Source organism: Rhodococcus sp. MH15 (assembly GCF_019266045.1).
Taxonomy (GTDB): domain Bacteria; phylum Actinomycetota; class Actinomycetes; order Mycobacteriales; family Mycobacteriaceae; genus Rhodococcus_F; species Rhodococcus_F qingshengii.
In genome coordinates, this window is sequence record NZ_LPNP01000061.1 from 810,132 (window position 1) to 835,935 (window position 25,804).

24 protein-coding genes and 2 tRNA genes are annotated in these 25,804 nt (G+C 62.7%); 9 read left to right on the plus strand and 17 right to left on the minus strand.

The features are described from left to right. Nucleotides 1–14 precede the first annotated feature (14 nt). Nucleotides 15–1,724: a DAK2 domain-containing protein gene (locus ATN37_RS11720; protein WP_003942755.1), complete on the minus strand. Its 1,710-nt coding sequence runs from the start codon at nucleotides 1,722–1,724 to the stop codon at nucleotides 15–17. 333 nt (nucleotides 1,725–2,057) lie between these two features. On the opposite strand from ATN37_RS11720, the gene rpmB reads away from it, so the two are divergent. Next, on the plus strand, nucleotides 2,058–2,249 hold the full coding sequence (gene rpmB / locus ATN37_RS11725) for a 50S ribosomal protein L28 (RefSeq protein ID WP_003942669.1): 192 nt from the start codon (nucleotides 2,058–2,060) through the stop codon (nucleotides 2,247–2,249). A gap of 131 nt (nucleotides 2,250–2,380) precedes the next feature. Beyond that, a complete protein-coding gene (locus ATN37_RS11730) occupies nucleotides 2,381–3,175 on the plus strand; it encodes an enoyl-CoA hydratase-related protein (RefSeq protein WP_003942812.1) in 795 nt (264 codons plus the stop codon). Between the two features lie 66 nt (nucleotides 3,176–3,241). Here the strand turns inward: ATN37_RS11730 and ATN37_RS11735 are convergent, their stop codons facing one another. From ATN37_RS11735 to ATN37_RS11745, 3 genes are read right to left on the minus strand one after another with little or no spacing between them, the layout of a single operon-like run. Then, nucleotides 3,242–3,913 carry a uracil-DNA glycosylase gene (locus ATN37_RS11735; RefSeq protein ID WP_020907272.1) on the minus strand — a complete coding sequence of 224 codons (672 nt, stop codon included), beginning with the start codon at nucleotides 3,911–3,913 and terminating at the stop codon, nucleotides 3,242–3,244. Beyond that, complete coding sequence (locus ATN37_RS11740; RefSeq protein ID WP_003942761.1) at nucleotides 3,913–4,434, minus strand: gamma carbonic anhydrase family protein; 522 nt, start codon at nucleotides 4,432–4,434, stop codon at nucleotides 3,913–3,915. The genes ATN37_RS11735 and ATN37_RS11740 overlap by 1 nt, the downstream gene beginning before the upstream one ends. Before the next feature lie 9 nt (nucleotides 4,435–4,443). Continuing rightward, nucleotides 4,444–5,493: a thiamine-phosphate kinase gene (locus ATN37_RS11745; protein WP_211920394.1), complete on the minus strand. Its 1,050-nt coding sequence runs from the start codon at nucleotides 5,491–5,493 to the stop codon at nucleotides 4,444–4,446. A gap of 77 nt (nucleotides 5,494–5,570) precedes the next feature. Here ATN37_RS11745 and ATN37_RS11750 point away from each other — a divergent pair, with 77 nt between their 5' ends. Continuing rightward, entirely contained in the window at nucleotides 5,571–6,263 is a 693-nt protein-coding gene (locus tag ATN37_RS11750; protein WP_007729332.1) for a DUF3515 domain-containing protein, read from the plus strand. Here the strand turns inward: ATN37_RS11750 and ATN37_RS11755 are convergent, their stop codons facing one another. From ATN37_RS11755 to ATN37_RS11765, 3 genes are all read right to left on the minus strand, one after another. Further along, complete coding sequence (locus tag ATN37_RS11755) at nucleotides 6,264–7,370, minus strand: D-alanine--D-alanine ligase family protein (protein WP_042450837.1); 1,107 nt, start codon at nucleotides 7,368–7,370, stop codon at nucleotides 6,264–6,266. A gap of 71 nt (nucleotides 7,371–7,441) precedes the next feature. After that, entirely contained in the window at nucleotides 7,442–8,593 is a 1,152-nt protein-coding gene (locus tag ATN37_RS11760) for a cystathionine gamma-lyase (protein ID WP_003942728.1), read from the minus strand. After that, nucleotides 8,590–9,588, minus strand: a complete 999-nt coding sequence (locus tag ATN37_RS11765; protein ID WP_218695159.1) for an NAD(P)H-dependent glycerol-3-phosphate dehydrogenase — start codon at nucleotides 9,586–9,588, stop codon at nucleotides 8,590–8,592. The genes ATN37_RS11760 and ATN37_RS11765 overlap by 4 nt, the downstream gene beginning before the upstream one ends. A gap of 126 nt (nucleotides 9,589–9,714) precedes the next feature. Between ATN37_RS11765 and cofC the strand changes: the two genes are divergently transcribed. The 3 genes from cofC to ATN37_RS11780 are packed head-to-tail and all read left to right on the plus strand — an operon-like array spanning nucleotide 9,715 to nucleotide 13,703. Next, nucleotides 9,715–10,464, plus strand: coding sequence for a 2-phospho-L-lactate guanylyltransferase (cofC, locus tag ATN37_RS11770; RefSeq protein ID WP_007729336.1), 750 nt, complete (start codon nucleotides 9,715–9,717; stop codon nucleotides 10,462–10,464). A 51-nt stretch (nucleotides 10,465–10,515) separates the two neighbouring features. After that, nucleotides 10,516–12,759 (plus strand): RNA degradosome polyphosphate kinase, encoded by a 2,244-nt coding sequence (locus ATN37_RS11775; RefSeq protein WP_003942685.1) that lies wholly within the window; start codon nucleotides 10,516–10,518, stop codon nucleotides 12,757–12,759. 17 nt (nucleotides 12,760–12,776) lie between these two features. Next, a complete protein-coding gene (locus ATN37_RS11780) occupies nucleotides 12,777–13,703 on the plus strand; it encodes a bifunctional NUDIX hydrolase/histidine phosphatase family protein (protein ID WP_007729338.1) in 927 nt (308 codons plus the stop codon). 167 nt (nucleotides 13,704–13,870) lie between these two features. On the opposite strand, the gene ATN37_RS11785 is transcribed toward ATN37_RS11780, so the two are convergent. The 3 genes from ATN37_RS11785 to leuC all read right to left on the minus strand — a co-directional run bounded on the left by ATN37_RS11785 (nucleotide 13,871) and on the right by leuC (nucleotide 16,773). Next, complete coding sequence (locus tag ATN37_RS11785; protein ID WP_149357716.1) at nucleotides 13,871–14,557, minus strand: HU family DNA-binding protein; 687 nt, start codon at nucleotides 14,555–14,557, stop codon at nucleotides 13,871–13,873. Between the two features lie 157 nt (nucleotides 14,558–14,714). Beyond that, on the minus strand, nucleotides 14,715–15,323 hold the full coding sequence (gene leuD, locus ATN37_RS11790; RefSeq protein WP_003944724.1) for a 3-isopropylmalate dehydratase small subunit: 609 nt from the start codon (nucleotides 15,321–15,323) through the stop codon (nucleotides 14,715–14,717). Nucleotides 15,324–15,351: 28 nt separating this feature from the next. Beyond that, entirely contained in the window at nucleotides 15,352–16,773 is a 1,422-nt protein-coding gene (gene leuC / locus ATN37_RS11795; protein ID WP_003944727.1) for a 3-isopropylmalate dehydratase large subunit, read from the minus strand. A gap of 158 nt (nucleotides 16,774–16,931) precedes the next feature. Here leuC and ATN37_RS11800 point away from each other — a divergent pair, with 158 nt between their 5' ends. The 3 genes from ATN37_RS11800 (at nucleotide 16,932) to ATN37_RS11810 (ending at nucleotide 18,473) form a co-directional block, all read left to right on the plus strand. Next, nucleotides 16,932–17,633, plus strand: a complete 702-nt coding sequence (locus ATN37_RS11800; protein WP_007729342.1) for an IclR family transcriptional regulator — start codon at nucleotides 16,932–16,934, stop codon at nucleotides 17,631–17,633. 55 nt (nucleotides 17,634–17,688) lie between these two features. Further along, nucleotides 17,689–18,192, plus strand: coding sequence for a pyridoxamine 5'-phosphate oxidase family protein (locus ATN37_RS11805; RefSeq protein WP_003944740.1), 504 nt, complete (start codon nucleotides 17,689–17,691; stop codon nucleotides 18,190–18,192). An 83-nt stretch (nucleotides 18,193–18,275) separates the two neighbouring features. Further along, complete coding sequence (locus ATN37_RS11810) at nucleotides 18,276–18,473, plus strand: DUF5302 domain-containing protein (protein WP_007729345.1); 198 nt, start codon at nucleotides 18,276–18,278, stop codon at nucleotides 18,471–18,473. Nucleotides 18,474–18,612: 139 nt separating this feature from the next. Here ATN37_RS11810 and ATN37_RS11815 read toward each other — a convergent pair. The 7 genes from ATN37_RS11815 to serA form a co-directional block, all read right to left on the minus strand. Further along, a tRNA-Glu gene (locus tag ATN37_RS11815) sits at nucleotides 18,613–18,685 on the minus strand. A 96-nt stretch (nucleotides 18,686–18,781) separates the two neighbouring features. Then, a tRNA-Gln gene (locus ATN37_RS11820) sits at nucleotides 18,782–18,853 on the minus strand. Between the two features lie 156 nt (nucleotides 18,854–19,009). Beyond that, nucleotides 19,010–20,485: a glutamate--tRNA ligase gene (gene gltX / locus ATN37_RS11825; RefSeq protein WP_003944712.1), complete on the minus strand. Its 1,476-nt coding sequence runs from the start codon at nucleotides 20,483–20,485 to the stop codon at nucleotides 19,010–19,012. 73 nt (nucleotides 20,486–20,558) lie between these two features. Continuing rightward, on the minus strand, nucleotides 20,559–21,719 hold the full coding sequence (locus ATN37_RS11830) for an alkane 1-monooxygenase (protein ID WP_050656958.1): 1,161 nt from the start codon (nucleotides 21,717–21,719) through the stop codon (nucleotides 20,559–20,561). Between the two features lie 390 nt (nucleotides 21,720–22,109). Continuing rightward, nucleotides 22,110–22,883 carry a fumarylacetoacetate hydrolase family protein gene (locus tag ATN37_RS11835; protein ID WP_003944722.1) on the minus strand — a complete coding sequence of 258 codons (774 nt, stop codon included), beginning with the start codon at nucleotides 22,881–22,883 and terminating at the stop codon, nucleotides 22,110–22,112. 84 nt (nucleotides 22,884–22,967) lie between these two features. Beyond that, nucleotides 22,968–23,981, minus strand: coding sequence for a 3-isopropylmalate dehydrogenase (locus tag ATN37_RS11840; protein ID WP_003944691.1), 1,014 nt, complete (start codon nucleotides 23,979–23,981; stop codon nucleotides 22,968–22,970). Between the two features lie 74 nt (nucleotides 23,982–24,055). Further along, nucleotides 24,056–25,648, minus strand: a complete 1,593-nt coding sequence (serA, locus tag ATN37_RS11845; protein WP_003944758.1) for a phosphoglycerate dehydrogenase — start codon at nucleotides 25,646–25,648, stop codon at nucleotides 24,056–24,058. Nucleotides 25,649–25,804 lie beyond the last annotated feature (156 nt).

The window sequence follows — 25,804 nt, forward strand, 5'->3', positions numbered from 1 at the left end:
CAGACCCGGTTCGATCACTCCACGCCCAACTGGAACAGGTCACCCGGCTGATCACCCTGATAGACGAGCACGTCGACGCCCGGGTGGTGCGCGACGACGTGCGCCTCGAGCTGCCCGGCCAGGTCGTCCGGCGCGTCGGCGCCCATGAGTAGGGTCACGAGTTCGCCACCGGATCCGAGCGCGAGGTCGACCAGTCGCGCACTCGACTCCGCGACGTCGGGACCGATGAGCACCACCTCGTGCCCCATCAGACCGATCGCGTCACCCGGATCACATGTCCCGACGTAGGTCAGCGAACGCTCGACCGCGATCCGCAACGATCCCCAGCGCGTGGCGGCCGCCGCCTCGGACATCGTGAAGCCGTCGTCGGCGACGTTGCGCTGAGGGTCGTGAACGGCAAGTGCTGCCAAGCCCTGGACCATCGACGATGTCGACAGCAGCAGAACCTGGTGAAGCGGATCGCGTGCAGCGGCACTGACTGCGACGAGTTCCTGCGCGGTCAAAGCTCCGTTCGGAAGCACCAGAACTTCGCTGCGTTCCATCTGACGAATGCGGCCGAGCAGTTGTGCGCGTGTCACCGGCGCATCGTCGCACCGAAGAACCGTCGCACCCTCACTCTCGAACAACGCCGCCGCGCTGTCACCGGCAACGACGGCCAGTACGCCGCGCGCGCCGGCCCCGGGGAATCGCCTCTCCGCCCGTGCCACCAACTGGTCGCGTTCGTCGACGAGAAAACTGCTGATGCGAATACCGTGAACCTTCCCGGCCTCGAGGCCGGCTTCCACGGCTGCACCGGCATCGCAGCAATGCACGTGCACCGACCAGCCGCCGAAACCGTCGCTGACGATGACCGTCGAATCTCCGAGGACGGACAGCCGCGTGCGCAGCGCCGTCATGCGATCGTCGTCGGAGTCGTCGACGAGGTACATGACCTCGAAATCCTGTTCCGAGTGATCACCACATTCGATCGGGCTCTTGTGAGCCCAATCGTGATCGAATGCGCTGACGTCGACAACTGCGCTCGACCTCGGGTCCGGCGTCCCCAGATCTTCGCGAACCTGCGGCTTCCCGGTCAGCACCTCGACAAAGGCGTCGAGGATCAGAACCAGACCGAATCCCCCGGCATCGACAACCCCGGCGGACGCGAGAACGTCCAGTTGCTCCGGCGTCTTGTTCAGTGCGACCGCAGCGGCGTCGGCAGCGGCGGCAACCACGGATGCAAGATCCTCGCCGCTCGGTGTCCTGGTGTCGACGCACTCCTGCGCTGCTTCTCCCGATGCGCGCAATACCGTGACGATGGTGCCTTCCACCAGATCGGAGACAGCCCGAGAGGCCAGCGTCGTCGCCGTGGTCAGCGAGTTCGCGAAGCTTCGGCCGTCGATGTGCTCACCTTGAACGCTCTCGGCGATGCCCCGGATCACCTGGGAGAGGATCACTCCGGAATTACCGCGAGCACCGGACACGGCGCCCCGAGCCAGAGCGTTGGCGACGCGGCCCGCACTGCGGACGTCGTCCTCGATCGTCTCGGCGGAATCGAGTGCAGCCCGCATCGTGAACAGCAGATTGGTGCCGGTATCCGAATCAGGGATGGGAAAGACGTTGAGGCTGTTGATCTCACCGCGACGTTTCTGGAGGCTGTCGACCGCCCGGCGGGCCCAGCGCCGCAGCAGATGTCCGTCCGCGACGGATTCCGCTTCTTCGGCGACGCGTTGCACTTCCCCCACTGACGGTTCCCCTCGACGATGGAAAGACTGACGATGAAAAAGAGATCGGTGATCGGTGCAGTCGAGGGTAGTCCGACGCTTCTGCGCAACCGTCATTACCGGGCGGTTTGGCCATTCGGGCCGGAAGCGGTTACTCTTACACGGTTGCCTCGAACGGGCTACACGAAATAACGCTGCACTTTGTTTGTTGCTGATTGACTGTTTTCACGTTCGACTGCACAGTGAGCGGTCAAGGATCGGTTCGAAGTCGAGTATATTCGGATTGTAATTCTGGCTGCCCTACCGTGTAGGGTAACCACTTCAATATTCATTTCTAACAAGGAGTTCGCGACTATGGCTGCCGTCTGCGACGTATGCGCCAAGGGGCCCGGCTTCGGTAAGTCGGTCTCGCACTCGCACCGGCGTACCAATCGTCGCTGGAACCCGAACATTCAGTCTGTTCGTACCGAGGTTGCCCCGGGTAACACCCGTAAGGTCAACGTGTGCACCTCCTGCCTGAAGGCAGGCAAGGTCGCTCGGGGCTGATTGCCCGAGCACAAACTATTGCAGGCTCTGCCCCCGTCACTTCGGTGACGGGGGCAGAGCTGTATCTATGTGGCTGTATCTATGTGTCCCCGTGTTTCGTATGGCTGTCGGACACCCGTAATGTGCGTTGAGTGACTTCCATCGATGACCTGAGCAAAGTGACCCTCGACGAGGGCGTACTCCGCATCACCATTTCCACCGCCGCCAACGGCACCTCCCTCGACGACGAAGGACTGGTTCAGGGCGCGCAGGCGCTCGAGACAGTCGGAAACGACATCGGGAGCATCCTTCTGGTCGGCGAAGGCGCAAACTTCTGTGCCGGCGGCAACGTCCGTGCGTTCGCCGCAGCCCCTGACCGCGGCGAGTACGTGGCCGAGGTTGCCCGCGTCTTCCACGTGTTCGTTCGCGCGCTCGACGCTGCGACCGCTCCAGTGGTGGCCGGGGTCCACGGATGGGCTGCCGGCGCCGGAATGAGCCTGGTCTGCCTCGCCGACGTCGCAATCGGCGGCACCGGCACCAAGCTTCGCCCCGCGTACCCCTCCATCGGTTTCACCCCGGACGGCGGAATGTCGTGGACGCTTCCACGCATCGTCGGCGTGGCACGCGCTCGCGAGATTCTTCTCAACGATTCGGTGATCGGTGGCGACGAAGCCGTCCGCCTGGGGATCCTCACCCGACTCGTCGGTGACGACGAGGTCCAAGAAGAGGCAGCTCGCCTCGCCCGCGCTCTGGCCAACGGACCGAGTACGTCGTACTCGGGAATCAAAGCACTGCTGCGTTCGTCGCGGACGAACTCGCTCGCCGAGCAACTCGACGCCGAAGCCGCGTCCATCGCCATCGCAGCGAACAGCCCGATCGGACGCGAGGGCGTCGACGCGTTCGTCGACAAGCGTCGGCCCGATTTCACTTCCGCAAAGCAGGCCTAGTCAGCTGGCATGCCGAATGTCGTGTCACGACGTTCGGCATGCCGGGTGAGTGCAGACGCTGATCGATCAGCCCAGATTCCAGTCCACCGGGTCAGCTCCGAGTCCGGTCAAGAGTTCGTTCGCACGACTGAACGGGCGCGAACCGAAGAACCCGCGCGAAGCCGAAAGCGGTGACGGGTGCGCTGATTCGATGATCGGTGTGTCGCCCAGCATCGGCGCGAGAGTGGCCGCGTCACGACCCCACAAGATCGCCACCATCGGTGACGACCGCGCCACCAAAGCGCGGATAGCCTGCTCGGTCACCGGCTCCCAGCCCTTCTTACGATGAGAAGCGGCTTGACCCGGCTGCACGGTGAGTACGCGATTGAGAAGCAGCACACCTTGTTTCGACCACGGCGTCAGATCGCCGTTCGGCGGTATCGGCAACCCGAGATCCTGGTGATACTCCTTGTAGATATTACCGAGACTTCGCGGAACCGGCCGCACGTCCGGGGCAACCGAAAAGCTCAACCCGACAGCATGACCGGGCGTCGGATAGGGGTCTTGACCGACGATGAGCACCCGAACGTCGTCGAACGGATTCGTGAATGCACGCAAGACGTTCTCTCCCGCAGGCAGATACTCCCGTCCCGCAGCGATCTCTTCGCGCAAGAACTTACCCATCGCGGAGATCTGCTCCGAGACCGGTTCGAGTGCCCGCGCCCACCCTGGATCGACGATCTCTGCAAGCGGCGCCATCAGTCGAGCCTGCGCAACGCGTCGCGGTAGTACGCCGCATTGGCTGCGTACATCTTGACGTTGCCGTCGAGGTGACCGAGCGGAACCTCGTATCCCGCACGGACCTTGGCGGGGACACCGAGTGCCATGCTGCGCGGCGGAACCTGCATCTTGTTGGCCACCACCGCACCAGCGGCGACGATCGACCCCGTCCCGATCACCGTTCCGTTGAGAACAACTGACCCCGACGCGATCAGGCAATGGTCCTCGATGGTCGATCCCTCGATGTGCGCGTTGTGGCCCACGACGCAACCGGAACCGATGACAGTCGCATCGACGGCGGTGCAATGGATGACGGTTCCGTCCTGGATGTTCGATCCGATTCCCACCGAAATGGTTCCGTAGTCACCACGCAATACCGCTTGCGGCCAGATCGAGGTACCCGCTGCGAGAGTCACGGCGCCGATCACCACCGCGTCCGGGTGGACGTATGCGTCCGGGTGAATGTCCGGAACTCTGTCTCCAAGTGCGTATACAGCCATGAAAGCAACCTATACCGCGGTGGTACCGGTGGTCGAAAAGCTGTGCCAGCCCCCGCCGCTCTCGCGAAGCGAACCGTCGACGCTCACGCCCGAACCGGCGGCAACCTCACCGATCACGATCCAACCCGACGGAATCTCGACCTCAGGCCCGAAAGTTGCTGCAAATCCGTGATCTTCACCACCGGAGAGGATCCAGTCCAGCGGATCGACGTCGAGCGCCTCGGCCGCCGATGCGACATCCGGTGAGGTCGGAACCGCAGCCGAGAAGATGTCGAACCGCACGTGCGAGGCCTCTGCGAGATGTCGAAGGTCCGCGATCAATCCGTCGGACACGTCCGTCATGGAATGTGCTGATTCTGCGGCGTCCCATGCCGATTGATACGGCGGATTCGGAACGCGATGGGAGGCAAGCAAATCTGGAAAGTTTGCGGGCTTGTCGAGCAGTACGGCTTCGTCGAGCAGTAGTGCCAACCCTGCTGCCGAGCAACCGAACAACCCGGCGACCGCGATCTTGTCACCGATCTTTGCTCCCGAACGCAGAACTGCCGCACGGCCACCGAGATCGCCGAGCACGGTCACCGACACCACGATCACCGGTGACTGGACCAGGTCACCGCCGACCACACCGGCGCCCAGATCGGTTGCCGCGTCCCAGATTCCCGCGGAGATTGCGTCGACCACGTCGACGGGTGTCGAAGGCGGGCACCCCAGAGACACCGTGAAGGCCGTCGGCCGCGCTCCCATCGAGACCACATCAGCAGCGTTCTGTGCCACTGCCTTCCGGCCGATGTCGCGTGGTGAAGACCAATCCATTCGGAAATGTCGACCTTCGACCAACATGTCGGACGAGACAACCACACGGCCGTCTCCGGAAGTCACGATGGCGGCATCGTCACCCGGCCCCAATTCAGTGGTGACCGGTTGGATTCGGCCGAGAAGAGATCGCGCGATCACGTCGAACTCCCCCACCTGCTCGACAGTGGGCTCCGACCCGAACTCCGATGACGCAGTGAACTCTGATGATGCAGTGAACTCCGATGATGCGATGAGTCTCTCCAATGCCGACGCAATTCGCTCGTAAGCGGCCTGCGGTACCTTCTAGCTGTGGTCGTGAATGCTTCTGCAAGCTCACGCGTGTGTCGGCAATCCTACCGATTCACCGACATGCTCTCAGAAGTGACAAGACCGCTGATCGACTGGACCAGGACCCGAGCGAAGAACTGAGCATGGCAGAAAACACCTCCACCGCAGACAACGCCGACATCGACCCCGACGGCGACGACGATCCGTCAGAGCGCCGCAGTCCGGCGCTGATCGCCACCGCCATCGCACTCCCGGTAGCCCTGATCGTCGGAGTAGTGATCGCGGCCGTCGTCGCGGGAAACAACGCTGAACTCTCGCCGGTTGCATTGGGACCCGTGCCGGCACCGGCAGCGGAGTCGCCGGCCTGCGTTTCCCTTCTCGGCGCGCTCCCCGACAAGATCGACGACTTCACGAAAGCCGAATTGGTAGAACCTGCTCCGGCCGGTGCGGCAGCGTGGCAGCGCAGCGAAGGAGAGCCGATCGTCTTGCGCTGCGGACTCGACCGTCCGTCCGAGTTCGACCAGGCTGCAGCACTACAGGTTGTGAACGGTGTCCAGTGGTTCCAGGTCTCGGGAACCGACATCGGTTTGGCGGCGAGCACTTGGTTTGCCGTAGACCGCGGTGAATACATCGGTATCACGATCCCCGACGGGACCGGTCCGACGCCGATTCAGGAAATCTCCGACACCATCACGGCGACTCTCGAACAGAAGCCTCTCGACCCGGCGCCGGTCGCGGTTCCCTGATCAGCGAAGGCCGGTGCCGCGAGCGACGGCGGTGTCGACCAGAGTCGAAATCAAAGTGCGGTAATCGATTCCGGTGGCGTTCCACATCTTCGGGTACATCGAGATGGAAGTGAACCCGGGCATCGTGTTGATCTCGTTGATCACCGGGCCGTCAGCCGTGACGAAGAAATCGACCCGCGAGAGTCCCTGGCAATCGAGTGCCTTGAACGCGCGGACAGCAAGCTCTCGAATCTGGTCGCTCACCGACTCGTCGAGTTTCGCGGGGATGTCGAATTCACAGACGTCGTCGAGGTACTTGGTGTCGAAGTCGTAGAATGCGTCCGAATCGGCGTCGGAATCCGGCATCCGGATCTCGGCGACCACACTCGCCTTGACGTCGCCGTTCGGGAATTCGAGGACGCCGCATTCCACCTCGCGGCCGATGATCGCGCCTTCGACGATCACCTTGGGATCGTGCAGGCGTGCATGAGCGATCGCCCCGTCCAGACCGTCCCAATTGCTCACCCGAGTGATGCCGATGGACGAGCCTCCACGAGCGGGCTTGACGAAAACCGGAAGGCCCAATTCCGCCTTCTGCTCTTCGGTCAGCGTTGCGGTTCCCGGTCGAAGCACGACCTGCACTCCGACGGGAAGTCCTTCAGCAGCAAGAAGCTTCTTCGTGAACTCTTTGTCCATGCCGGCGGCGCTGGCCAGAACTCCGGGTCCGACGTACGGAACCCCGGCAAGTTCGAGCAGACCCTGGATCGTGCCGTCTTCGCCGTAAGCCCCATGAAGAACGGGGAACACGACGTCGACCGACGCGAGCACAGCACCGGCGTCGGAGCCGTCGAAGGAGATGACCTCGCCCTCGCGGGTGGGGTCCGCGCTGAGGACCACCGACGTTCCGTCTTTGTCGACCGACGGCAGCGCGCGCCCGCTGATCGCGAGGGAACTGGGGTCGCTCGAACCGAGCACCCAGGAACCGTCGACGGTGATGCCGATCGGTACGACGTCGTACCGATCGGGGTCGAGGTTGCTCAGGACGCTTCCGGCGGAAACACAGGACACTGAATGCTCATTGCTCCGGCCACCGAAGATCACGGCCACGCGGGTACGACTGCTGTTCACGCGTCAAACCGTACCGCCGAATCGACTGCGGCACGCGATCGGGCCGGACCGATTTCGTCGACCCGGCCCGTTTACGCGTCGAGTGCGCGCTCGATGTCGGCCAGGAGATCGGCGGTGTCCTCGATGCCACAAGCGATTCGGACAAACCCCGCACTGACCGGATCGCCCCAACGCGCACGGCGATCCGCCGTCGTGTGGATCCCGCCGAAGCTGGTAGCAGCCGTGACGAGAGCGCTCGCTTCGACGAACGAGTGGAAGGCCTGAGCCGAATCCAACTCGACGCTCACCAATCCGCCGAATCGATTCATCTGACCGGATGCCGTTGCATAGGACGGGTCACCGCGAAGGCCGGGGTAACGAACGGACCGGACTGCTTTGTGATTTACCAACATCTCGGCAAGCGCCAGCGCGTTGTCGCACTGACGCCCGAATCGCAGGCCTGCCGTGCCGAGGCTCCGGTGCGCAAGCCACGTCTCGAAGGGGCCGAGCACCGTTCCCGAGAGAAGTCGCTCACGCTCGATTCGCCGACTCACTGCCGCATCGGAGGTGGCGACGTAACCCATCAGGAGGTCACTGTGCCCGCTGAGAGCCTTGGTACCGCTGGCCACCACGACGTCGGCACCCAATTCGAGCGGGCGCTGACCCAGCGGTGTCGCGGTCGTGTTGTCGACGATCAGCAGCGCACCCGAACGGTGGCACACGTCGGCGAGCACGCGAAGGTCGACCACGTCCAGCACCGGGTTGGACGGCGTCTCGGCGACGACGACCACGCGGCCCGGTGACGCGTCGAGCAGATCTACGAAGCTCGCGTCGCCCATCTGCAGAGTCGAAACCTCGCGAACGGTGATTCCCAACGGCGCGAGGCGCTCGTTCGCGTACAACCGCACTTGGTAGTACCCGTCCGAGGGCACGACGACGGTATCCCCCGCGACGAGGACGCTGCGCAAGGTAGCGGTGATCGCGGACATCCCCGATCCCATGACGAGGGCGTGGTCCGCTCTCTCGAGCGCCGCGAGCGCGGATTCGAGTCCGCGCCAACCCGGGTTCGATGCACGTGCATAGGTATCGGACTCGGAACCTTCGTCCGCCGAAAGTTGGTACGGCGCAGCGAATATCGGGCCCAGTTGCATGGGCTGACCCGCGGCGTGTTCGCGCGCGACGGCGCTCACGCTGCGCGTCGAATCCCCGTAATCCTCGAAGCGACCCACACCGATTTCACTCATTCCGGCTTCGTCCGGCGTCCGAGCAACTGACCGATCGCATCGCTGACGGCCATGCCTTCGTGGCACACCCGGTGGACCGCGTCGGTCAACGGCATCTCCACGTCGTATCCGGCAGCGAGTGCGCGTACCGACGTGCACGACTTCACGCCCTCGGCGACCTGACCGTTGGTTGCCGTCTGTGCCGACTCCATCGACCCGCCTCGTCCGAGCCGCTCTCCGAACGTCCGGTTTCGCGACAACTCGGACGTGCAGGTCGCTACCAGGTCACCGACGCCCGCCAAGCCTGCAAGAGTCGACGCCTTGGCGCCGAGCGCAACGCCGAGACGAATCGTCTCGGCGAGCCCACGGGTGATGATGCTGGCAACCGTGTTGTCGCCGAATCCACTGCCGGCGGCCATGCCGCAGGCCAGCGCGATCACGTTCTTACACGCACCACCGATCTCGCATCCGATGACGTCGGAGTTGGTGTACGGCCTGAAATAGCCGGTAGCACAAGCATCCTGGAGAGCGAGGGCACGCGAGGAATCCGAACAGGCGATCACCGTCGCCGCGGGCTGCCCGCCGGCGATCTCGTGTGCAAGGTTCGGGCCCGAGAGCACCGCGACGCGCCCCGGTTCCACGCCGGTCACCGACACGATGACCTGGCTCATGCGCATGAGCGTCCCGGTCTCGATTCCCTTGGCCAGACTCAGCAGAGTCGCATCGGGTCCGATCGAGCCTTTCCACTGCTCCAGGTTTGCTCGTAGCGACTGCGAGGGAACCGCCAGCACGATGAAGTCAGCACCTGCCATCGCCTCCTCGTGGTGGTGGGTCGCGCGAATCGACGAAGGCAAAGCAATGCCTGGCAGATAGTCGCTGTTCTCGTGCGTGGTGTCGATGCGCTTCGCGACCTCTTCACGCCTGGCCCACATCGTCACGTCGGTTCCGGCCTCGGCCATCACCTTCGCCAACGCCGTTCCCCACGAACCTGCGCCCAATACAGCTGCCTTACTCACACGCTCACCCCGTCTACCCGGCGAAGCGGGTCGCCGCCAGAAAAATCGTCTGCACAGAGTATCGCCTGTGGTGCACTGCGGTGGGCAGCCGCGGACACCGAGCGTGATGACTGGCAAGATCGAGGGATGGACAGCGCGGAACCCCCGTACCCACACGCCGTGGAGACACCGCATGCGCGCACGGAGATCGAACGCCCCATGCATGCGATAGTGGCCGTCAAGTCCTTGAGATCGGCCAAGTCCCGCCTCGCGGGCGAACTCGACTCGGACGCGCGTGCAGACCTCGTGTTGGCCATGCTTCACGACACCCTCGCCACAGTTGCAGCCGTCTCGGCCATCGACAGCGTCACAGTGGTCACCCCGGACCCCACCGTTGCCGCCCTTGCATATTCCGTAGGCGTGACGGTCTACGCCGATCCAGCTCCCGACGCCGCCCGAACCAACGGCGCAACACCGCGCACGGAGGAAACCCTCAACGCGGCGTTGAGTGCAGCGGCCGCCGATATCCGAGCCAAGCGCGGAGTGGTCGACCTCGTTGTGCTGCAAGCGGACTTGCCCGCGATGCAACCGAGCGAACTGACGGAGGCCGTGGCCGCGGCCCGAAGCGGCGGACGTTCAGTCGTCGTCGATCACCACGGCACCGGCACTTCCGCATTGTTTGCGTGCGGCGAAAGCGCACTCGACCCTCGGTTCGGGCCGGAATCCGCACTTGGACATGCCAATTCAGGTGCTCGTCCACTCAATGGCCAATGGCCGGGACTGCGCACCGACGTCGACACCCATGCCGATCTCGGCACTGTGAGAGCACTGGGAGTAGGCCCCGCGACATCGGCTTCGTTGACCAGACTCAAGGCCACGCCGTCGAACAGTCGATGAATTTTCTTTCATCGATTGTCGGACCGCGCGATTGTGGGGGATGATCGACGAGTGAGCAATGGCGAAGCACTCGAAAACCGTATTTCCGAAGACCAGTCGGACGGAGACCACAGCTCCGGCCGCCACGAGAACGGCGCGGCCACCTCGCCGCGATCTCAGGCCGTCGCGGTCGCCACCAACATCCCGGGCGCTCCCCCTGCAGCTACCAAGGCAGAGCTACCCGAATTGCTCGTCGGACTTCCCGAGGATCGTTACCTCAACCGCGAACTCAGCTGGCTCGATTTCAATGCCCGTGTTCTCGCATTGGCCGCCGACGAGTCACTGCCGTTGCTCGAACGCGCAAAGTTCCTCGCCATCTTCGCTTCCAATCTCGACGAATTTTTCATGGTCCGGGTCGCCGGACTCAAGCGCCGCGACGAGACGGGACTGTCGGTCAGGTCCGCCGACGGCCTCTCCCCACGCGAACAATTGGCGCTCATCGCGCGTCGCACCCAGGAACTCGCCGACAAGCACGCGCACGTGTTTCTCGACTCGGTCCGCCCTGCCCTGGCGGCAGAAGGCATTTCAATCGTTCGATGGGCCGACCTCAGCGCCGACGATCACGGCCGACTCTCGGCGCATTTCCACGAGCAGGTCTTCCCGGTACTGACGCCGTTGGCAGTCGATCACGCTCACCCGTTCCCCTACATCAGCGGACTGAGCCTCAACCTCGCCGTGACAGTGAAGGACTCCGTCACCCGCGGCGAACACTTCGCTCGCGTCAAGGTTCCCGACAACGTCGGCCGGTTCGTGCGAGTCAAGAGCACGACATCTTCGTCCACCATCGATTCTTTCCTCCCGATGGAAGAACTGATTTCGGCTCATCTGGACGTGCTGTTCCCTGGAATGGAAATCGTCGAACATCACGCTTTCCGAATCACACGCAACGCCGATTTCGAGGTCGAAGAAGATCGGGACGAGGATCTGCTGCAGGCACTCGAACGTGAATTGGCGCGTCGTCGTTTCGGTTCACCCGTCCGCCTCGAAGTTGCCGACGACATGACCGAGCACATGCTCGAACTGCTTCTGCGTGAACTCGACGTCGATCCGGCCGACGTGATCGAGGTTTCCGGTCTCCTCGACTTGTCCTGCCTCTGGCAGGTTTACGCCGTCGACCGCCCGGCTCTCAAAGACGCTCCGTTCGTCCCGGCGACGCATCCGGCGTTCGGTGAACGCGAGACTCCGAAGAGCGTGTTCTCGACCCTGCGCGAAGGCGACGTGCTCGTCCACCACCCATACGACTCGTTTTCCACAAGCGTTCAACGCTTCATCGAACAGGCCGCCGCCGACCCCCAGGTGCTCGCGATCAAGCAGACCCTGTACCGCACTTCCGGCGACTCCCCCATCGTCAACGCACTGATCGACGCCGCCGAAGCCGGCAAGCAGGTTGTCGCGCTGGTGGAGATCAAGGCCCGCTTCGACGAGCAGGCCAACATCAAGTGGGCACGCAAACTCGAGCAGGCCGGCGTTCACGTCGTCTACGGTCTCGTCGGTCTCAAGACTCACTGCAAGACGTGCCTCGTCGTCAGGCGAGAGGGCTCGACCATTCGTCGTTACTGCCACATCGGCACGGGCAACTACAACCCGAAGACCGCGCGCATGTACGAGGACGTCGGATTGCTCACCGCAGCACCGGAGATCGGTGCAGACCTCACCGACCTCTTCAACTCGCTGACCGGATACTCCCGAAAGACGAGCTACCGCAACCTTCTCGTAGCGCCGTACGGGGTTCGCCGCGGGATCATCGAGCGGATCGACAACGAGATCGCTCACAAGCTCGCAGGCCGCGATGCCGGTATCCGCTTGAAGGCCAACGCATTGGTCGACGAGCAGGTCATCGACGCATTGTACCGCGCATCCAAGGCCGGTATCCCCGTCGAGATAGTGGTCCGCGGAATCTGCGCGCTCAAGCCGGGCGTTCCCGGCCTCAGCGAAAACATCGAAGTACGTTCCATTCTCGGACGCTTCCTCGAACACTCGCGAATGTTCCATTTCCGCTCGGCCGACGAATTCTGGATCGGCAGCGCAGACATGATGCACCGCAACCTCGATCGCCGCGTCGAGGTCATGGTGCAGGTCAAGGACCCGAAACTGTCGAAGCAACTCGGTGACATCTTCGACTCCGCGCTCGATCCCCGAACTCGCTGCTGGGTACTGCATCCGGACGGGAGTTGGGTCGCTGCCCCCGAACGCGGTGAGGACGTACGTGAGCATCAACAGTCGTTGATGCGCAGCCGCACCGCCAGCGGGTCTTGACGGGCTCGGATCACACAATGAGCGACAAGCCGGTCAAAGCCAACATCTTTGCCGCAGGCGCGGTTCTGTGGCGGAAGGCTCCTCAGGATCCTTCCGCCATCGAGATCGCCGTCGTACATCGACCGAAGTACGACGACTGGTCATTCCCCAAAGGAAAGCTCGATCCCGGCGAGACCTTCTTGACCGCAGCAGTTCGCGAGGTCCGCGAAGAGACCTCGATCACTGGACGTTTCGGAAGGCACCTCGGTGGCGTGACGTACCCGATCCCGGGACATCGCAAACTCAAACGGGTCGAATACTGGTCGGCCGAAGCAGTGGACGGAGATTTCGGGCCGAATAGCGAAGTGGATGTTCTCTATTGGCTTCCGGTCACCGAGGTAGCCGATCATCTTTCCTACCCGATGGATCGAATGATTCTTCGCCGCTTCGTTTCCCTTCGGCCTGACACGAAAACGGTATTACTCGTCCGCCACGCAAAAGCTGGAAGCCGTAAGCGATACAAGGGCGACGACAATGTGCGTCCACTCGACGCCAAGGGCAAAGAGCAATCCGCCGCCTTGGTCGAACAGCTGAAAATCTTCGGAGCCGATTCGGTTTTCGCGGCTGACCGTACGCGCTGCATCGACACTGTGATGCCATTGGCGGAGGCATTGGGTGTAGAGATTTCGACGGAACCTCTTCTGACCGAAGAAGGTTACGAGGCCGATCCCGACGCCGCCAGGGCGCGTGCGCTGCAGATCGCCGCGCTGGAGGGCACTCCCGTAATCTGCAGCCAAGGAGGCGTCATCCCCGATTTGATGCGCTGGTGGGCTGATACGGCCGGTGTAACACTGCCCTCGGCGCGCAACCGTAAGGCGAGCACTTGGGTGCTCTCGTTCCTCGACGGCCGTCTGGTAGCCGCGGATCACCTCGACAGCCCGCTCCCCAAAGTCGCCAACTCCTGAGGGATTTGGACCAACCGACACCCAGCTCGATTCGGTAGTTTTGCAAAGCACTGAAACACAGGAGAATTCACACTTCTCCCAGACAGCAAAAAAGAGGTGCAGCCGCGGATCTGATCCGCGGCTGCACCTCTTTGTCTTACGGCATCGGGTTTTTCACCCGAACGCGACTACTTTGCGCGCTTGGCCGGAGCCTTCTTGGCCGGAGCCTTCTTGGCTGCGGTCTTGGCGGGGGCCTTCTTGGCCGGAGCCTTCTTGGCCGGAGCCTTGGCTGCGGTCTTGGCCGGAGCCTTCTTGGCGGGAGCCTTGGTGGCAACCGTCTTCTTGGCTGCGGTCTTGGCCGGAGCCTTCTTGGCGGGAGCCTTCGCGGCAACCGTCTTCTTGGCTGCGGTCTTGGCCGGAGCCTTCTTGGCGGGAGCCTTCGCGGCAACCGTCTTCTTGGCTGCGGTCTTGGCCGGAGCCTTCTTGGCCGGAGCCTTCTTGGCTGCGGTCTTCTTGGCAGCAGCCTTCTTGGCTGCAGCCTTGGTGGCCGGTGCTGCTACGCCACGCTTGACTGCCGGGCCGGTGGCCGGAAGCTTCTGTCCACCAGCGATAACAGCCTTGAACTGCGCACCCGGACGGAAAGCCGGAACCGACGTCGGCTTGACCTTGACGGTCTCGCCCGTACGCGGGTTGCGTGCAACACGTGCTGCACGACGACGCTGCTCGAAGACTCCGAAGCCGGTGATGGTCACGCTCTCGCCACGGTGGACGGCGCGGACGATGGTGTCCACGACGTGCTCCACTGCGTCGGTCGCTGTGCGCCTGTCCGAACCCAGCTTTTCAGTCAGAACATCGATGAGCTCTGCCTTGTTCATTGAAATTCCTCCGCTAATTGTGGTCCACCGTCGGACCGACTGAGAACCACGGTAAACCTGATAACGGCAAGAGTCTATGTGCCACGCCAATTCTCATTCAACGTGACTGCGAAATGGTGACCTATTTCTCTTCCCGCGCGGAGTTGCGGATTTCGGTTCAGCCCTGCGAAATTCGGGCTGGAAGGGTAGTCGGTTTCCATGAAGGCCTTGACTTTTCGAACTCGGAAATCGCGTCTACCTGCCGCAATGTCAGTCCGATGTCGTCGAGACCCTCCAGCAGACGCCACCGTGTGTAGTCGTCAATATTGAACGGCACCACCGTAGTTCCGGCGCTGACGGTCCGATTCTCGAGATCTACTGTCAATTCCAGTCCGGGCTGCTCTTCGAGCAACTTCCAGAGCAATTCGACGTCGCTCTGCTCGACCTGTGCCGCTACGAGACCGGCTTTTCCGGCGTTTCCGCGGAAGATGTCGGCGAACCGGGATGCGATGACGACCCGAAATCCGAAGTCGGAGAGAGCCCACACGGCATGCTCACGCGAAGAGCCCGTGCCGAAATCGGGACCGGCCACGAGGACACTTCCCTTGTCGTACGGAGCCAGATTGAGAATGAAGTTGGGGTCGGTACGCCAGCCTGCAAACAGTCCGTCCTCGAATCCGGTGCGCGTCACCCGTTTCAGGTACACGGCAGGGATGATCTGGTCGGTATCGACATTCGAGCGTCGCAGCGGGACGCCGATACCCTTGTGCGTGGTAAAGGATTCCATCGAAATTCTCCTCGAGATGGTAAGTGGGTCAGACCAGATCGGCCGGTGCCGAGAGCGTTCCGCGGACCGCCGTGGCAGCCGCGACGAGCGGGGAAACCAGATGGGTCCGGCCACCTTTACCCTGTCGGCCTTCGAAATTCCGGTTGGACGTCGATGCCGAACGCTCGCCGGGAGCAAGCTGGTCAGGGTTCATTCCCAAGCACATCGAGCAACCGGCCTGGCGCCATTCAGCCCCTGCCGCTGTGAAGATTTCACCGAGACCTTCGCTTTCGGCTTGAGCCCGCACCCGCATCGAGCCGGGAACGATGAGCATCCGAACGCCCTCTGCCACATGGCGACCCTCGAGCACCTCCGCCACTGCGCGCAGGTCTTCGATGCGTCCGTTGGTGCACGAACCGACGAACACGGTGTCGACAGAAACATCCCGAAGCGGCATACCGGCGTCGAGACCCATGTAGGTGAGCGCCTTCTCGGCTGCCTGACGCTCGCTCTCGTCGACGATCAGTTCGGGATCAGGCACACGGTCGCCGAGCGGCGCACCCTGTCCCGGATTGGTTCCCCACGTGACGAAAGGCGTCAATGCGCTTGCGTCGATGTGAACCTCGTTGTCGAATTCCGCGCCCTCGTCGGTCTTGAGCAACTCCCACGCGGCGACGGCTTCGTCCCACTCTGCGCCGGACGGTGCATGCGGACGGCCCTTGATGAACTCGTAAGTGGTCTCGTCCGGTGCGATCATGCCCGCGCGGGCTCCGGCCTCGATCGACATGTTGCAGATGGTCATACGAGCTTCCATCGACAGTTTGCGAATGGCCTCGCCGCGGTACTCCAGTACGTAGCCCTGGCCGCCGCCGGTGCCGATCTTGGCGATGACTGCGAGGATCAAGTCCTTGCTCGTGACGCCGGGAGGCAGCTCGCCGTCGACCGTGATCGCCATGGTCTTGAAGGGGCGCAACGACAATGTCTGCGTTGCCATCACATGCTCGACCTCGCTGGTGCCGATTCCCATTGCGAGCGCACCGAATGCGCCGTGCGTCGACGTATGACTGTCGCCGCACACCACGGTGGTTCCGGGCTGCGTCAGGCCGAGCTGCGGTCCGACCACATGCACGATGCCCTGATCGAGATCGCCCATGCGGTGCAAGCGAACTCCGAACTCCTCGCAATTTCGGCGCAAGGTGTCGACCTGAGTCTTGGACACGGGATCTGCGATCGGCTTGTCGATGTCGATCGTCGGAACGTTGTGGTCTTCGGTGGCGATCGTCAGATCGGGACGGCGCAACTGGCGTCCCGCCAGGCGAAGTCCGTCGAATGCCTGGGGGCTCGTCACTTCGTGAACGAGGTGGAGATCGATGTAGATGAGGTCGGGATCCTGCCCCTCCCCTTTCACGACAACGTGGTCGTCCCACACCTTCTCGGCGAGAGTGCGTGCTTTCTGTGCCATGTCTTCCACCTCTGTACGTAGCCTCGCGTCGGCGGACTACGGGCTGGCCCGCCGCGCGTGAAGTAGGTCCCCAGCCTTCACAGCAGATGCAGACTGTCCCGAGGAAATGCGCTATCCCTCCAGGAAATGCGGTAGCATCCCACTATGCGAGAAACTGGTATCGACCTATGAGACAGCATAGCGGCATCGGCGTCCTGGACAAAGCAATGGGCGTGCTTCATGCAGTAGCTGAGGAACCGTGCAGCCTCACCGAACTCTGTGCACGAACCGGTTTGCCGCGCGCGACCGCCCATAGACTCGCCGTCGGTCTCGAAGTCCATCGACTCCTCACTCGCGACTCGGACGGTCAGTGGTGCCCAGGGCCCGGACTCGCCGAACTCGCTGCCACCGCTAATGATCCACTCATTGCTGCGGCCGGACTCATCCTCCCCCGCCTTCGCGAAATCACCGGCGAAAGCGTCCAGCTGTACCGTCGCGAAGGCACACAACGCATCTGCGTCGCGTCGATGGAACCACCGACCGGCCTGCGTGACACGGTGCTCGTCGGAGCCCGACTGCCGATGAACGCCGGATCCGGCGCCAAGGTCCTTCTCGCATGGGCAGATCCACAAACCCAACGGACCGTCCTCGCCGATGCGTCGTTCGGCGAACGAGTGCTCCTCGAGGTTCGCCGGCGCGGCTGGGCACAGAGCGCGGCCGAACGTGAGCCCGGTGTCGCCAGCGTCGCGGCTCCCGTCCGAGACTCGGCAGGCGCTGTCATTGCCGCGATTTCGGTCTCCGGCCCCATCGATCGGATGGGTAGACGACCGGGAGCCCGCTGGGCGGCGGACCTTCTCGCAGCTGCCGAAGCGCTCCACAAGCGTCTGTAATTCGTGACACAGTAAGGCCTTCAGATCCTCGAGCACGTAGGAGTACGACGCGACCATGGCAGGAAAGCAGCGTAGTCAGATCACGATGACCGAGGCCGAAATCTCGAGCTTCGTCGAAAAGAGCCGTACGGCAACGATGGCGACGTTGAGCGCCGACGGAATGCCTCACCTGATCGCGATGTGGTTCGCGATAGTCGACGGCGAAATCTGGTTCGAGACCAAAGCCAAGTCGCAGAAGGCCGTCAATCTTCGCCGGGACGCCCGAATGTCCGTCCTGATCGAAGACGGTCAGACGTACGACACGCTCCGAGGAGTCTCGATGGAGGGTACCGGGGTCATCGTCGAAGATCCGGAAGCCCTCTTCGCTGTGGGAATCAGCGTCTGGGAGCGGTACACGGGCCCGTACACCGACGATCTCCGCCCGGCCGTCGACGCGATGCTCCACAAGCGCGTCGCGGTACGGTTCGTTCCCGATCGAACTCGTTCGTGGGATCACCGCAAGCTCGGGATGCCTGCGATGCCTCTTTCCGGCTCTACCGCACCGCCGCCGCAGCCCTGAGATTCGTGAGCGGAAAAATCACGAGCAATCGAATTCGGGCCGGCGTAGTTTCACCAACAGGCCCAACAACAAGGAGTGAGCATATGAGCGATCTCGACAGCAACACCCCGTCCGAACCCGAATCCCAATCGGAGGAAACCAAACGAAAGTTCCGTGAGGCCCTCGAACGGAAGAATCATCAGAACGCCAAATCGACCGACCATCGCGACGGACAGTCCAAGGTCCACAACACGCATGGCCCGGCCGATCACAAGCGAGAGTTCCGCCGTAAGAGCGGATAACCGATCGCGGACAACAGAGTGAGATGACGATCACCCCCAGTCGAATTCGACTGGGGGTGATCGTTTTTCGCATCGCCGGATACATTTCCCGCACATACGAAAAGACCCCCCGATCAATGATCGGAGGGTCTTTCCTTTGTAGCCCCGACGGGATTCGAACCCGCGCTACCGCCTTGAGAGGGCGGCGTCCTAGGCCGCTAGACGACGGGGCCAGGACACGCTTTTAAACGTGGTATTTCAGTCTTACTCTTGGATGCTCAGCAAGCTTAGCTTGTCTGAGTCCGGCCACAAAATCGACCGGATTTCCGCTGGGGTACCAGGACTCGAACCTAGAATGGCGGTACCAGAAACCGCTGTGTTGCCAATTACACCATACCCCAAGGTCTTGCTCACCAGCCTTGCTCGATCCGCTTCGCTGTTGTGCTCGGCGGCTCGTCTCCGGCCGAAAAGAAGATTACCAGTACCCCTGCCCCAAATACCAAATCGTATGGTCACAGGAGGTTTTTGCTTCATTTTCGGCCGGAAGACCGTCCGATCTAGGCGGTTACCGCTGCCCTACCGGCGCGCAACCGAGCGAGCGAGACCTCACGACCGAGCAATTCCATCGACTCGTACAGCGGAGGGCTGATGTGAGAGCCCGTGATCGCGACCCGAACCGGAGCGAAGGCCTTACGCGGTTTGAGCTCCAGATCCTCGATGAGGGCCTTCTTGAGTGCTTCCTCGATACTGGCCGCCGACCACTCTGAGATGGCATCGAGCGCCGCAAGAGACGCGTCCAGAACCGGACCGGCATCTTCCTTCAAGTTCTTTGCCGCCGCGGCCGGATCGAGAGCAAACGACGCCTCGTCGACGAACAGGAATTTCAGCAGATCCCACGCGTCGGACAGGACGACGATGCGCGTCTGCACGAGGTCCGCCGCAACAGTGAACGTGGCTTCGTCGACGTCGGCGCCGATGTGTCCGTGCTCCACCAGGAACGACTTCAGACGACCGGCGAAGTCGGCCGGCTCGAGCAGACGAATGTGCTCGGCATTGATCGCGTCGGCCTTCTTCTGGTCGAAGCGGGCAGGATTGGAGTTGACCTTGGAGACGTCGAAGGCCGCAACCATCTCGTCGAGCGAGAAGACATCGTGATCGTCGGCGATGCTCCACCCGAGCAGAGCCAGGTAGTTCAGCAATCCCTCGGGAATGAAGCCCCGATCGCGGTGGATGAAGAGGTTGGACTCGGGATCGCGCTTGGAAAGCTTCTTGTTGCCCTGACCCATCACGAAAGGCAAGTGCCCGAACGACGGTGTGAAATCGGCGACACCGATACGAATCAATGCCTCGTACAACGCGAGCTGACGCGGAGTCGAGGACAGAAGATCTTCGCCGCGCAGTACATGGGTGATCTTCATCAACGCGTCGTCGACCGGGTTGACCAAGGTGTACAGCGGAATGCCGTTGCCGCGAGTCAGCGCGAAGTCCGGAACGGTGCCTGCCTTGAACGTGGTCTCGCCCCGCACCAGGTCGTTCCAGGTCAGATCATGATCGGGCATCCGGAGGCGGACGACGGGCTTGCGCCCCTCGGCGATATAGGCAGCGCGCTGCTCGTCGCTGAGCTCGCGATCGAAGTTGTCGTATCCGAGCTTCGGATCGCGTCCGGCCGCCTTGTGTCGCGCTTCGACCTCCTCGTTGGTCGAGTAGGACTCGTAGGCCTCGCCCGCGGCCAGCAACTTGGCAACGACGTCGAGATGCAGGTCGCGACGCTCGGACTGGCGATACGGTGCGTGCGGCCCACCGACCTCCGGGCCTTCGTCCCAATTGAGCCCCAACCAGCGGAGGGCGTCGAGGATGGCCTGGTAGGACTCTTCACTGTCGCGCTGCGCATCGGTGTCTTCGATACGGAACACGAATGTGCCGCCGTGGTGTCGTGCGAATGCCCAGTTGAACAAGGCGGTGCGCACCAAACCCACGTGCGGGGTTCCGGTGGGTGACGGACAGAAACGGACGCGTACTTCGCTGTTGGTCATGGCTCACTTGGCTCGGCGATGATGGATGGTCGTACTACAGGTTAGTCCGGCAGCGCTTCCTCCATCCGGCCGATCACTTACCCGGCAGGACGTTGATGCGTGTCATGTCGCCGTCGTAGTAGGCCAGCAGTCGCTTGTCCATGACCTTTCGCCACAGCGGCGGCACCCACGCGCAGACGATCATGACTGCGTAACCCGCTGGAAGTTGCGGCGCTTCGGCCGCACTTCGCAGGCTCTGGTACCGCAGACGCGGATTCGCGTGATGGTCGCTGTGACGCTGAAGTTGATAGAGGAACAGATTGCTGACGACGTGGTCGCTGTTCCAGCTGTCCTCGGGCGAGCACCGGACGTACGAGCCGTCAGGCCGCTTCGCACGTAGCAAGCCGTAATGCTCGAGATAGTTGGCGGTCTCGAGGAACGTGAAGCCTGCAATTGCCTGAACGGCGAGCCACGGCGCAATTTCCCAGCCGAACGCGGCGATCAGACTGCCGAACAGAACCACACTCATCGCCCACGCGTTCAGGATGTTGTTGCGGTAACTCCACGTCCGTCTCCGCTGACGCCTCAGACGAGCGCTTTCGATCCGCCATCCCGAGCGCAGGCCGCCGATGACGCTGCGAGGCAAGAAGAACCAGAAGTTTTCCTTGTACCGTGAGCTGGCCGGATCCTCCGGCGTCGCGACGCGGACGTGGTGACCATGGTTGTGTTCGACGTAGAAATGGCCGTAGAAGGACTGCGCGAGCGCTACTTTCGCGAGCCACTTCTCGAGCTTCTCACTCTTGTGCCCCAATTCATGCGCCGCGTTGATCCCCACACCGGCAACCACGCCGGCAGTCATCGCGAGCGCGAACTTCTCCCCCGCCGCCATCGGCGCGTTCACCCAGCACCACGCGACGAACACCAGCCCGACGTATTGGAGGGGCAGGAACAAGTACGTGCACCAGCGGTAGAAACGATCCTCTTGCAATTCAGGGATCGCTTCGTCCGGTGGGCTGTTGCCGTCCTCGCCCGCCAGGAGATCGATCAGGGGAATGACGATGACGATCAGCCACGCCCCGATGGCCCAGAAGAGCCCGAGACTGAATTTGTCGACCAGGAACCACGCAGCGAACGGGCTGAGAGGAACCAGCAAACCCAGTGGCCACAGGTAGCGCTTCTTGTCTCGCCACACCGGCCGCTGCCCGTTCCGCGCTTGCCCTGCCGCTGTCCGGGAGGCTTCCGCGAAGGTCGTCATGTATCACCACGTTTCTGCGCAATCCACTCGATTGCCCCATCGGCTTCTATCCAGTTATCGGTCACCCTACTGCTCAGCGTTACATTTCAGGGAATTTGGTCTGTTACGGGCCGCGACAGCAAACCGTATGGCGAACTCTCCCAACCTGGCCAAATCCGACATAACGCCAGGAGGATCAGAGGCGAAGCTTCGCCTGGGTCATGAAACCCGCAGGTCAGTCCCGGAGCCTGATTTCTTCGAGTCGGTTGGCAATCCCGATCAATCCACTGGCGATAGTTACCATCTTGCAACTTTTCTGCGACAGACACCTCTCGACCTCACACCACGACGGAGGCCCCATCCGGTTGGATGGGGCCTCCGTAGTCGCGTGACTGAACGAACCGGGTCAGATCAGCTCTTGGCGGTCACCGGGTTCGTGAGCGTGCCGATCCCCGAGACCGTGACCGACACGGAATCGCCGTCGACGATCGGGCCTACTCCGGCGGGGGTGCCGGTGAGGATGACGTCGCCAGGCAAGAGAGTCATCACCGCCGAGATCCACTCGATGATCTTCGGAATGTCGTGGAGGAGAAAAGCCGTGCTGCTGTCCTGCTTGACCTGGCCGTTCACCTCGGTCTTGATATCGACGTCGGACGCATCCAGACTGGTTTCGATCCAGGGGCCGAGTGGGCAGAAAGTGTCGTGGCCCTTCGCGCGCGTCCACTGCCCGTCGTGACGCTGATGATCTCGCGCCGACACGTCGTTGGCGATCGTGTAACCGAGGACCACGCTCAACGCCTTCGCCGCCGGAACGTCCTTGCACGGTTGACCGATGACGACCGCGAGTTCACCCTCGAAGTGCACCTCGTTCGAGGTGGGAGGCAAGACGATCGGGGCACCCGGGCCAACTATGGACGTGTTTGGCTTGAGGAAGATCACGGGGTCCGCGGGAGCCTCTCCGCCCATCTCCGCGATGTGATCTGCATAATTCTTGCCGATGCAGATCACCTTGCTGGCGAGAATCGGAGCCAGCAGACGAACATCGGCGAGCGGCCAACTTCGGCCGGTAAATGTGGGGTTCCCGAACGGGTGCTCCGCAATTTCCTTGGCGACGAGGGCATCCTCTTCACCTTCGATACTGACGAACGCAACACCATCGGGACTGGCAATTCGACCAAGACGCATGCCGGCCAGTCTATCGGGGTGCCGGAAACGACTGACGCGCGCAAGCCGAAAGGCTCACGCGCGTCAGTCTCGTGAAAGAATTCCTTACAGCGCTGCAGTGATCCGGTCGCCGATCTCCGTTGTGGAGATGGGACCTTCGCCGCGGGTAGCCAGGTCGGCAGCGACCACAGCCTCGACCCGAGCGGCGTCGTCCTCGCGTCCGAGATGGCGAAGAAGCAGTGCGGCCGAGAGGATCGCGGCAGTGGGGTCGGCGATCCCCTTGCCTGCGATGTCCGGAGCACTGCCGTGAACGGGCTCGAACATCGACGGATTGGTACCCGACGCGTCGATGTTTCCGCTTGCGGCCAAACCGATGCCACCGGTTACGGCGCCGGCGAGGTCGGTGATGATGTCACCGAAGAGGTTGTCCGTGACGATCACGTCGAAGCGCGACGGGTCGGTGACCATGTAGATCGTGGCCGCGTCGATGTGGCAGTACGCGGTTTCGACGTCCGGGAACTCGGCACCGACGGTCTCGATTGCACGCGTCCAGATTGCGCCCGCGTTGGAGAGCACGTTGGTCTTGTGAATCAAGGTGAGGTGCTTGGACCGGGTCTGCGCCAAGGCAAATGCGTAACGCACCACGCGCTCGGCACCGAACCAGGTATTGATCGACACCTCGGTTGCGATCTCGTGATCGGTGCCGACGCGGATCGCTCCACCGTTTCCGGTGTACGGACCCTCGGTGCCTTCACGAACCACGACGAAGTCGATCTCCGGCTGGGCCGCCAACGGCGACAGCGCACCCGGATACAGCTGTGCGGGACGAAGATTCACGTGATGATCGAGCTGGAAGCGCATGTTCAGCAGCAGACCACGCTCGAGGATGCCGGGTGCGACGATCCGCGGATCACCGATGGCGCCCAACAGAATTGCGTCGTGCTGACGAATCTGGTCCAGCTCGTCCGCCGGGAGCAACTCGCCGGTGGCGTTGTAGCGACGGGCACCGAGATCGTATTCGGTGGTTTCCAGATCCGGAACCAACTTGCCGAGCACCTTGAGCGCCTCGGCAGTGACCTCGACGCCGATTCCGTCACCCGGAATGACCGCAAGCTTCATGGAGTCCTCATCTCAGTAGAACTGTGCGCCTTTATCAACCGCGGGCGGTTGATAAAGGCGCACAGCAAAAACAATCAGGAAAGGTCGACCTGGGCGACGCGAGCGTCGAGCTGCGAGACGATTGCCTCGACCTCGGCGTCACCGACGACGCGATCGACGCGCAAGATGACAGTTGCGCCTTCGCCTTCGGCATCCTGGCTCAGTGCTGCTGCGAGGATGTCGACGCCCGCGTTTCCGAGGACGGTGCCGAGGACACCGAGAACGCCCGGGCGATCGCTGTAGTGAACGACGATGTTGTGGCCCTCGGCGCGCAGGTCGAAGCTGCGTCCGTTGATGTTGACGATCTTCTCGACCTGCTGCAGACCGGTGAGTGCGCCCGTGACCGACGTGACCGTGCCGTCGGCGGCAACTGCACGCACCTCGACCGCGCTGCGGTGAGCAAGAGCCTCGGAGTGCTTCTCGACCGACACGGTCACGCCGCGCTGCTCGGCCAGTGCCGGAGCGTTGACGAACGTGACAGCCTCATCGCTGCTGGCGGAGAACACGCCGCGCAGTGCAGCCAGGCCGAGGATGTCGACGGTTTCGGCAGACAGCTCGCCGGTGGCGACAACCTGCACGGTCTGCACAGCTTCGGGCGACAACGTCGCAGCGAGGAGACCGAGCTTGCGGACGAGCTCGAGCCACGGAGCAACTTCTTCGCCCACGGGGCCGCCGGAGACGTTGACAGCCTCGGGAACGAATTCGCCTGCCAGAGCGAGGAGAACACTCTTGGCCACGTCGATACCTGCGCGGTCCTGAGCCTCGGACGTCGATGCTCCGAGGTGCGGGGTGACAACGACGTTGTCGAGCTCGAAAAGCTTGGAATCGGTGCACGGCTCGGTGCTGAACACGTCGAGACCGGCGCCTCGGACCTTGCCGGAGACGAGTGCGTCGTAGAGCGCATCTTCGTCGATCAGACCACCGCGAGCGGCGTTGACGATGATGACGCCGTCCTTGGCCTTGGCGAGGCGCTCGGCGTTGATCAGGCCGGCCGTTTCCTTGGTCTTGGGCAGGTGCACGGAGATGAAGTCGGCGCGCTCGACGAGCTCGTCGATGGTGACCAGTTCGATGCCGAGCTGCGCTGCGCGCGCTGCGGGCAGGTAGGGGTCGTACGCGATGATCGTGGTCTCGAACGCAGCGAGACGCTGCGCGAAGAGCTGGCCGATGCGGCCGAGTCCGACGACACCGACGGTCTTGCCGAGGATCTCGACACCGTTGAACTTGCTTCGCTTCCAGGTGTTCTCACGCAGGGTCTTGTCTGCTGCGGGAATCTGGCGAGCGGTCGACATGAGGAGCGCGACAGCGTGCTCGGCAGCGGAGTGAATGTTGGAGGTCGGTGCGTTGACGACCATCACGCCGCGCTCGGTGGCCGCGGGGATCTCGACGTTGTCCAGGCCGACACCGGCGCGGCCGATGATCTTCAGCTTGGTGCCGGCAGCCAGAACCTCGGCGTCGACGGTAGTGGCGGAACGGACGAGAATCGCGTCGGCCTCGGGTACCGCGGCGAGCAGCGCCGGGCGGTCGGGTCCGTCGACCCAACGCACCTCCACACCGTCACCGAGCGCCTCGACTGTGGACGGCGCGAGCTTGTCGGCGATCAGAACAACGGGACGGCCAGGCTGGCTCACGTGCAAACTCCCTGATTAGGTGGGTGTGAAGGTGGTTTAACCACCGATAGTTTAGTGCGCGCTCACTTGGAATCCACAACGCGGTAGGCAATACCACATAGTGGACACTTTCGCGGGCAAATTCTCGACGGAATATGAATCCGGACTCAGACGACC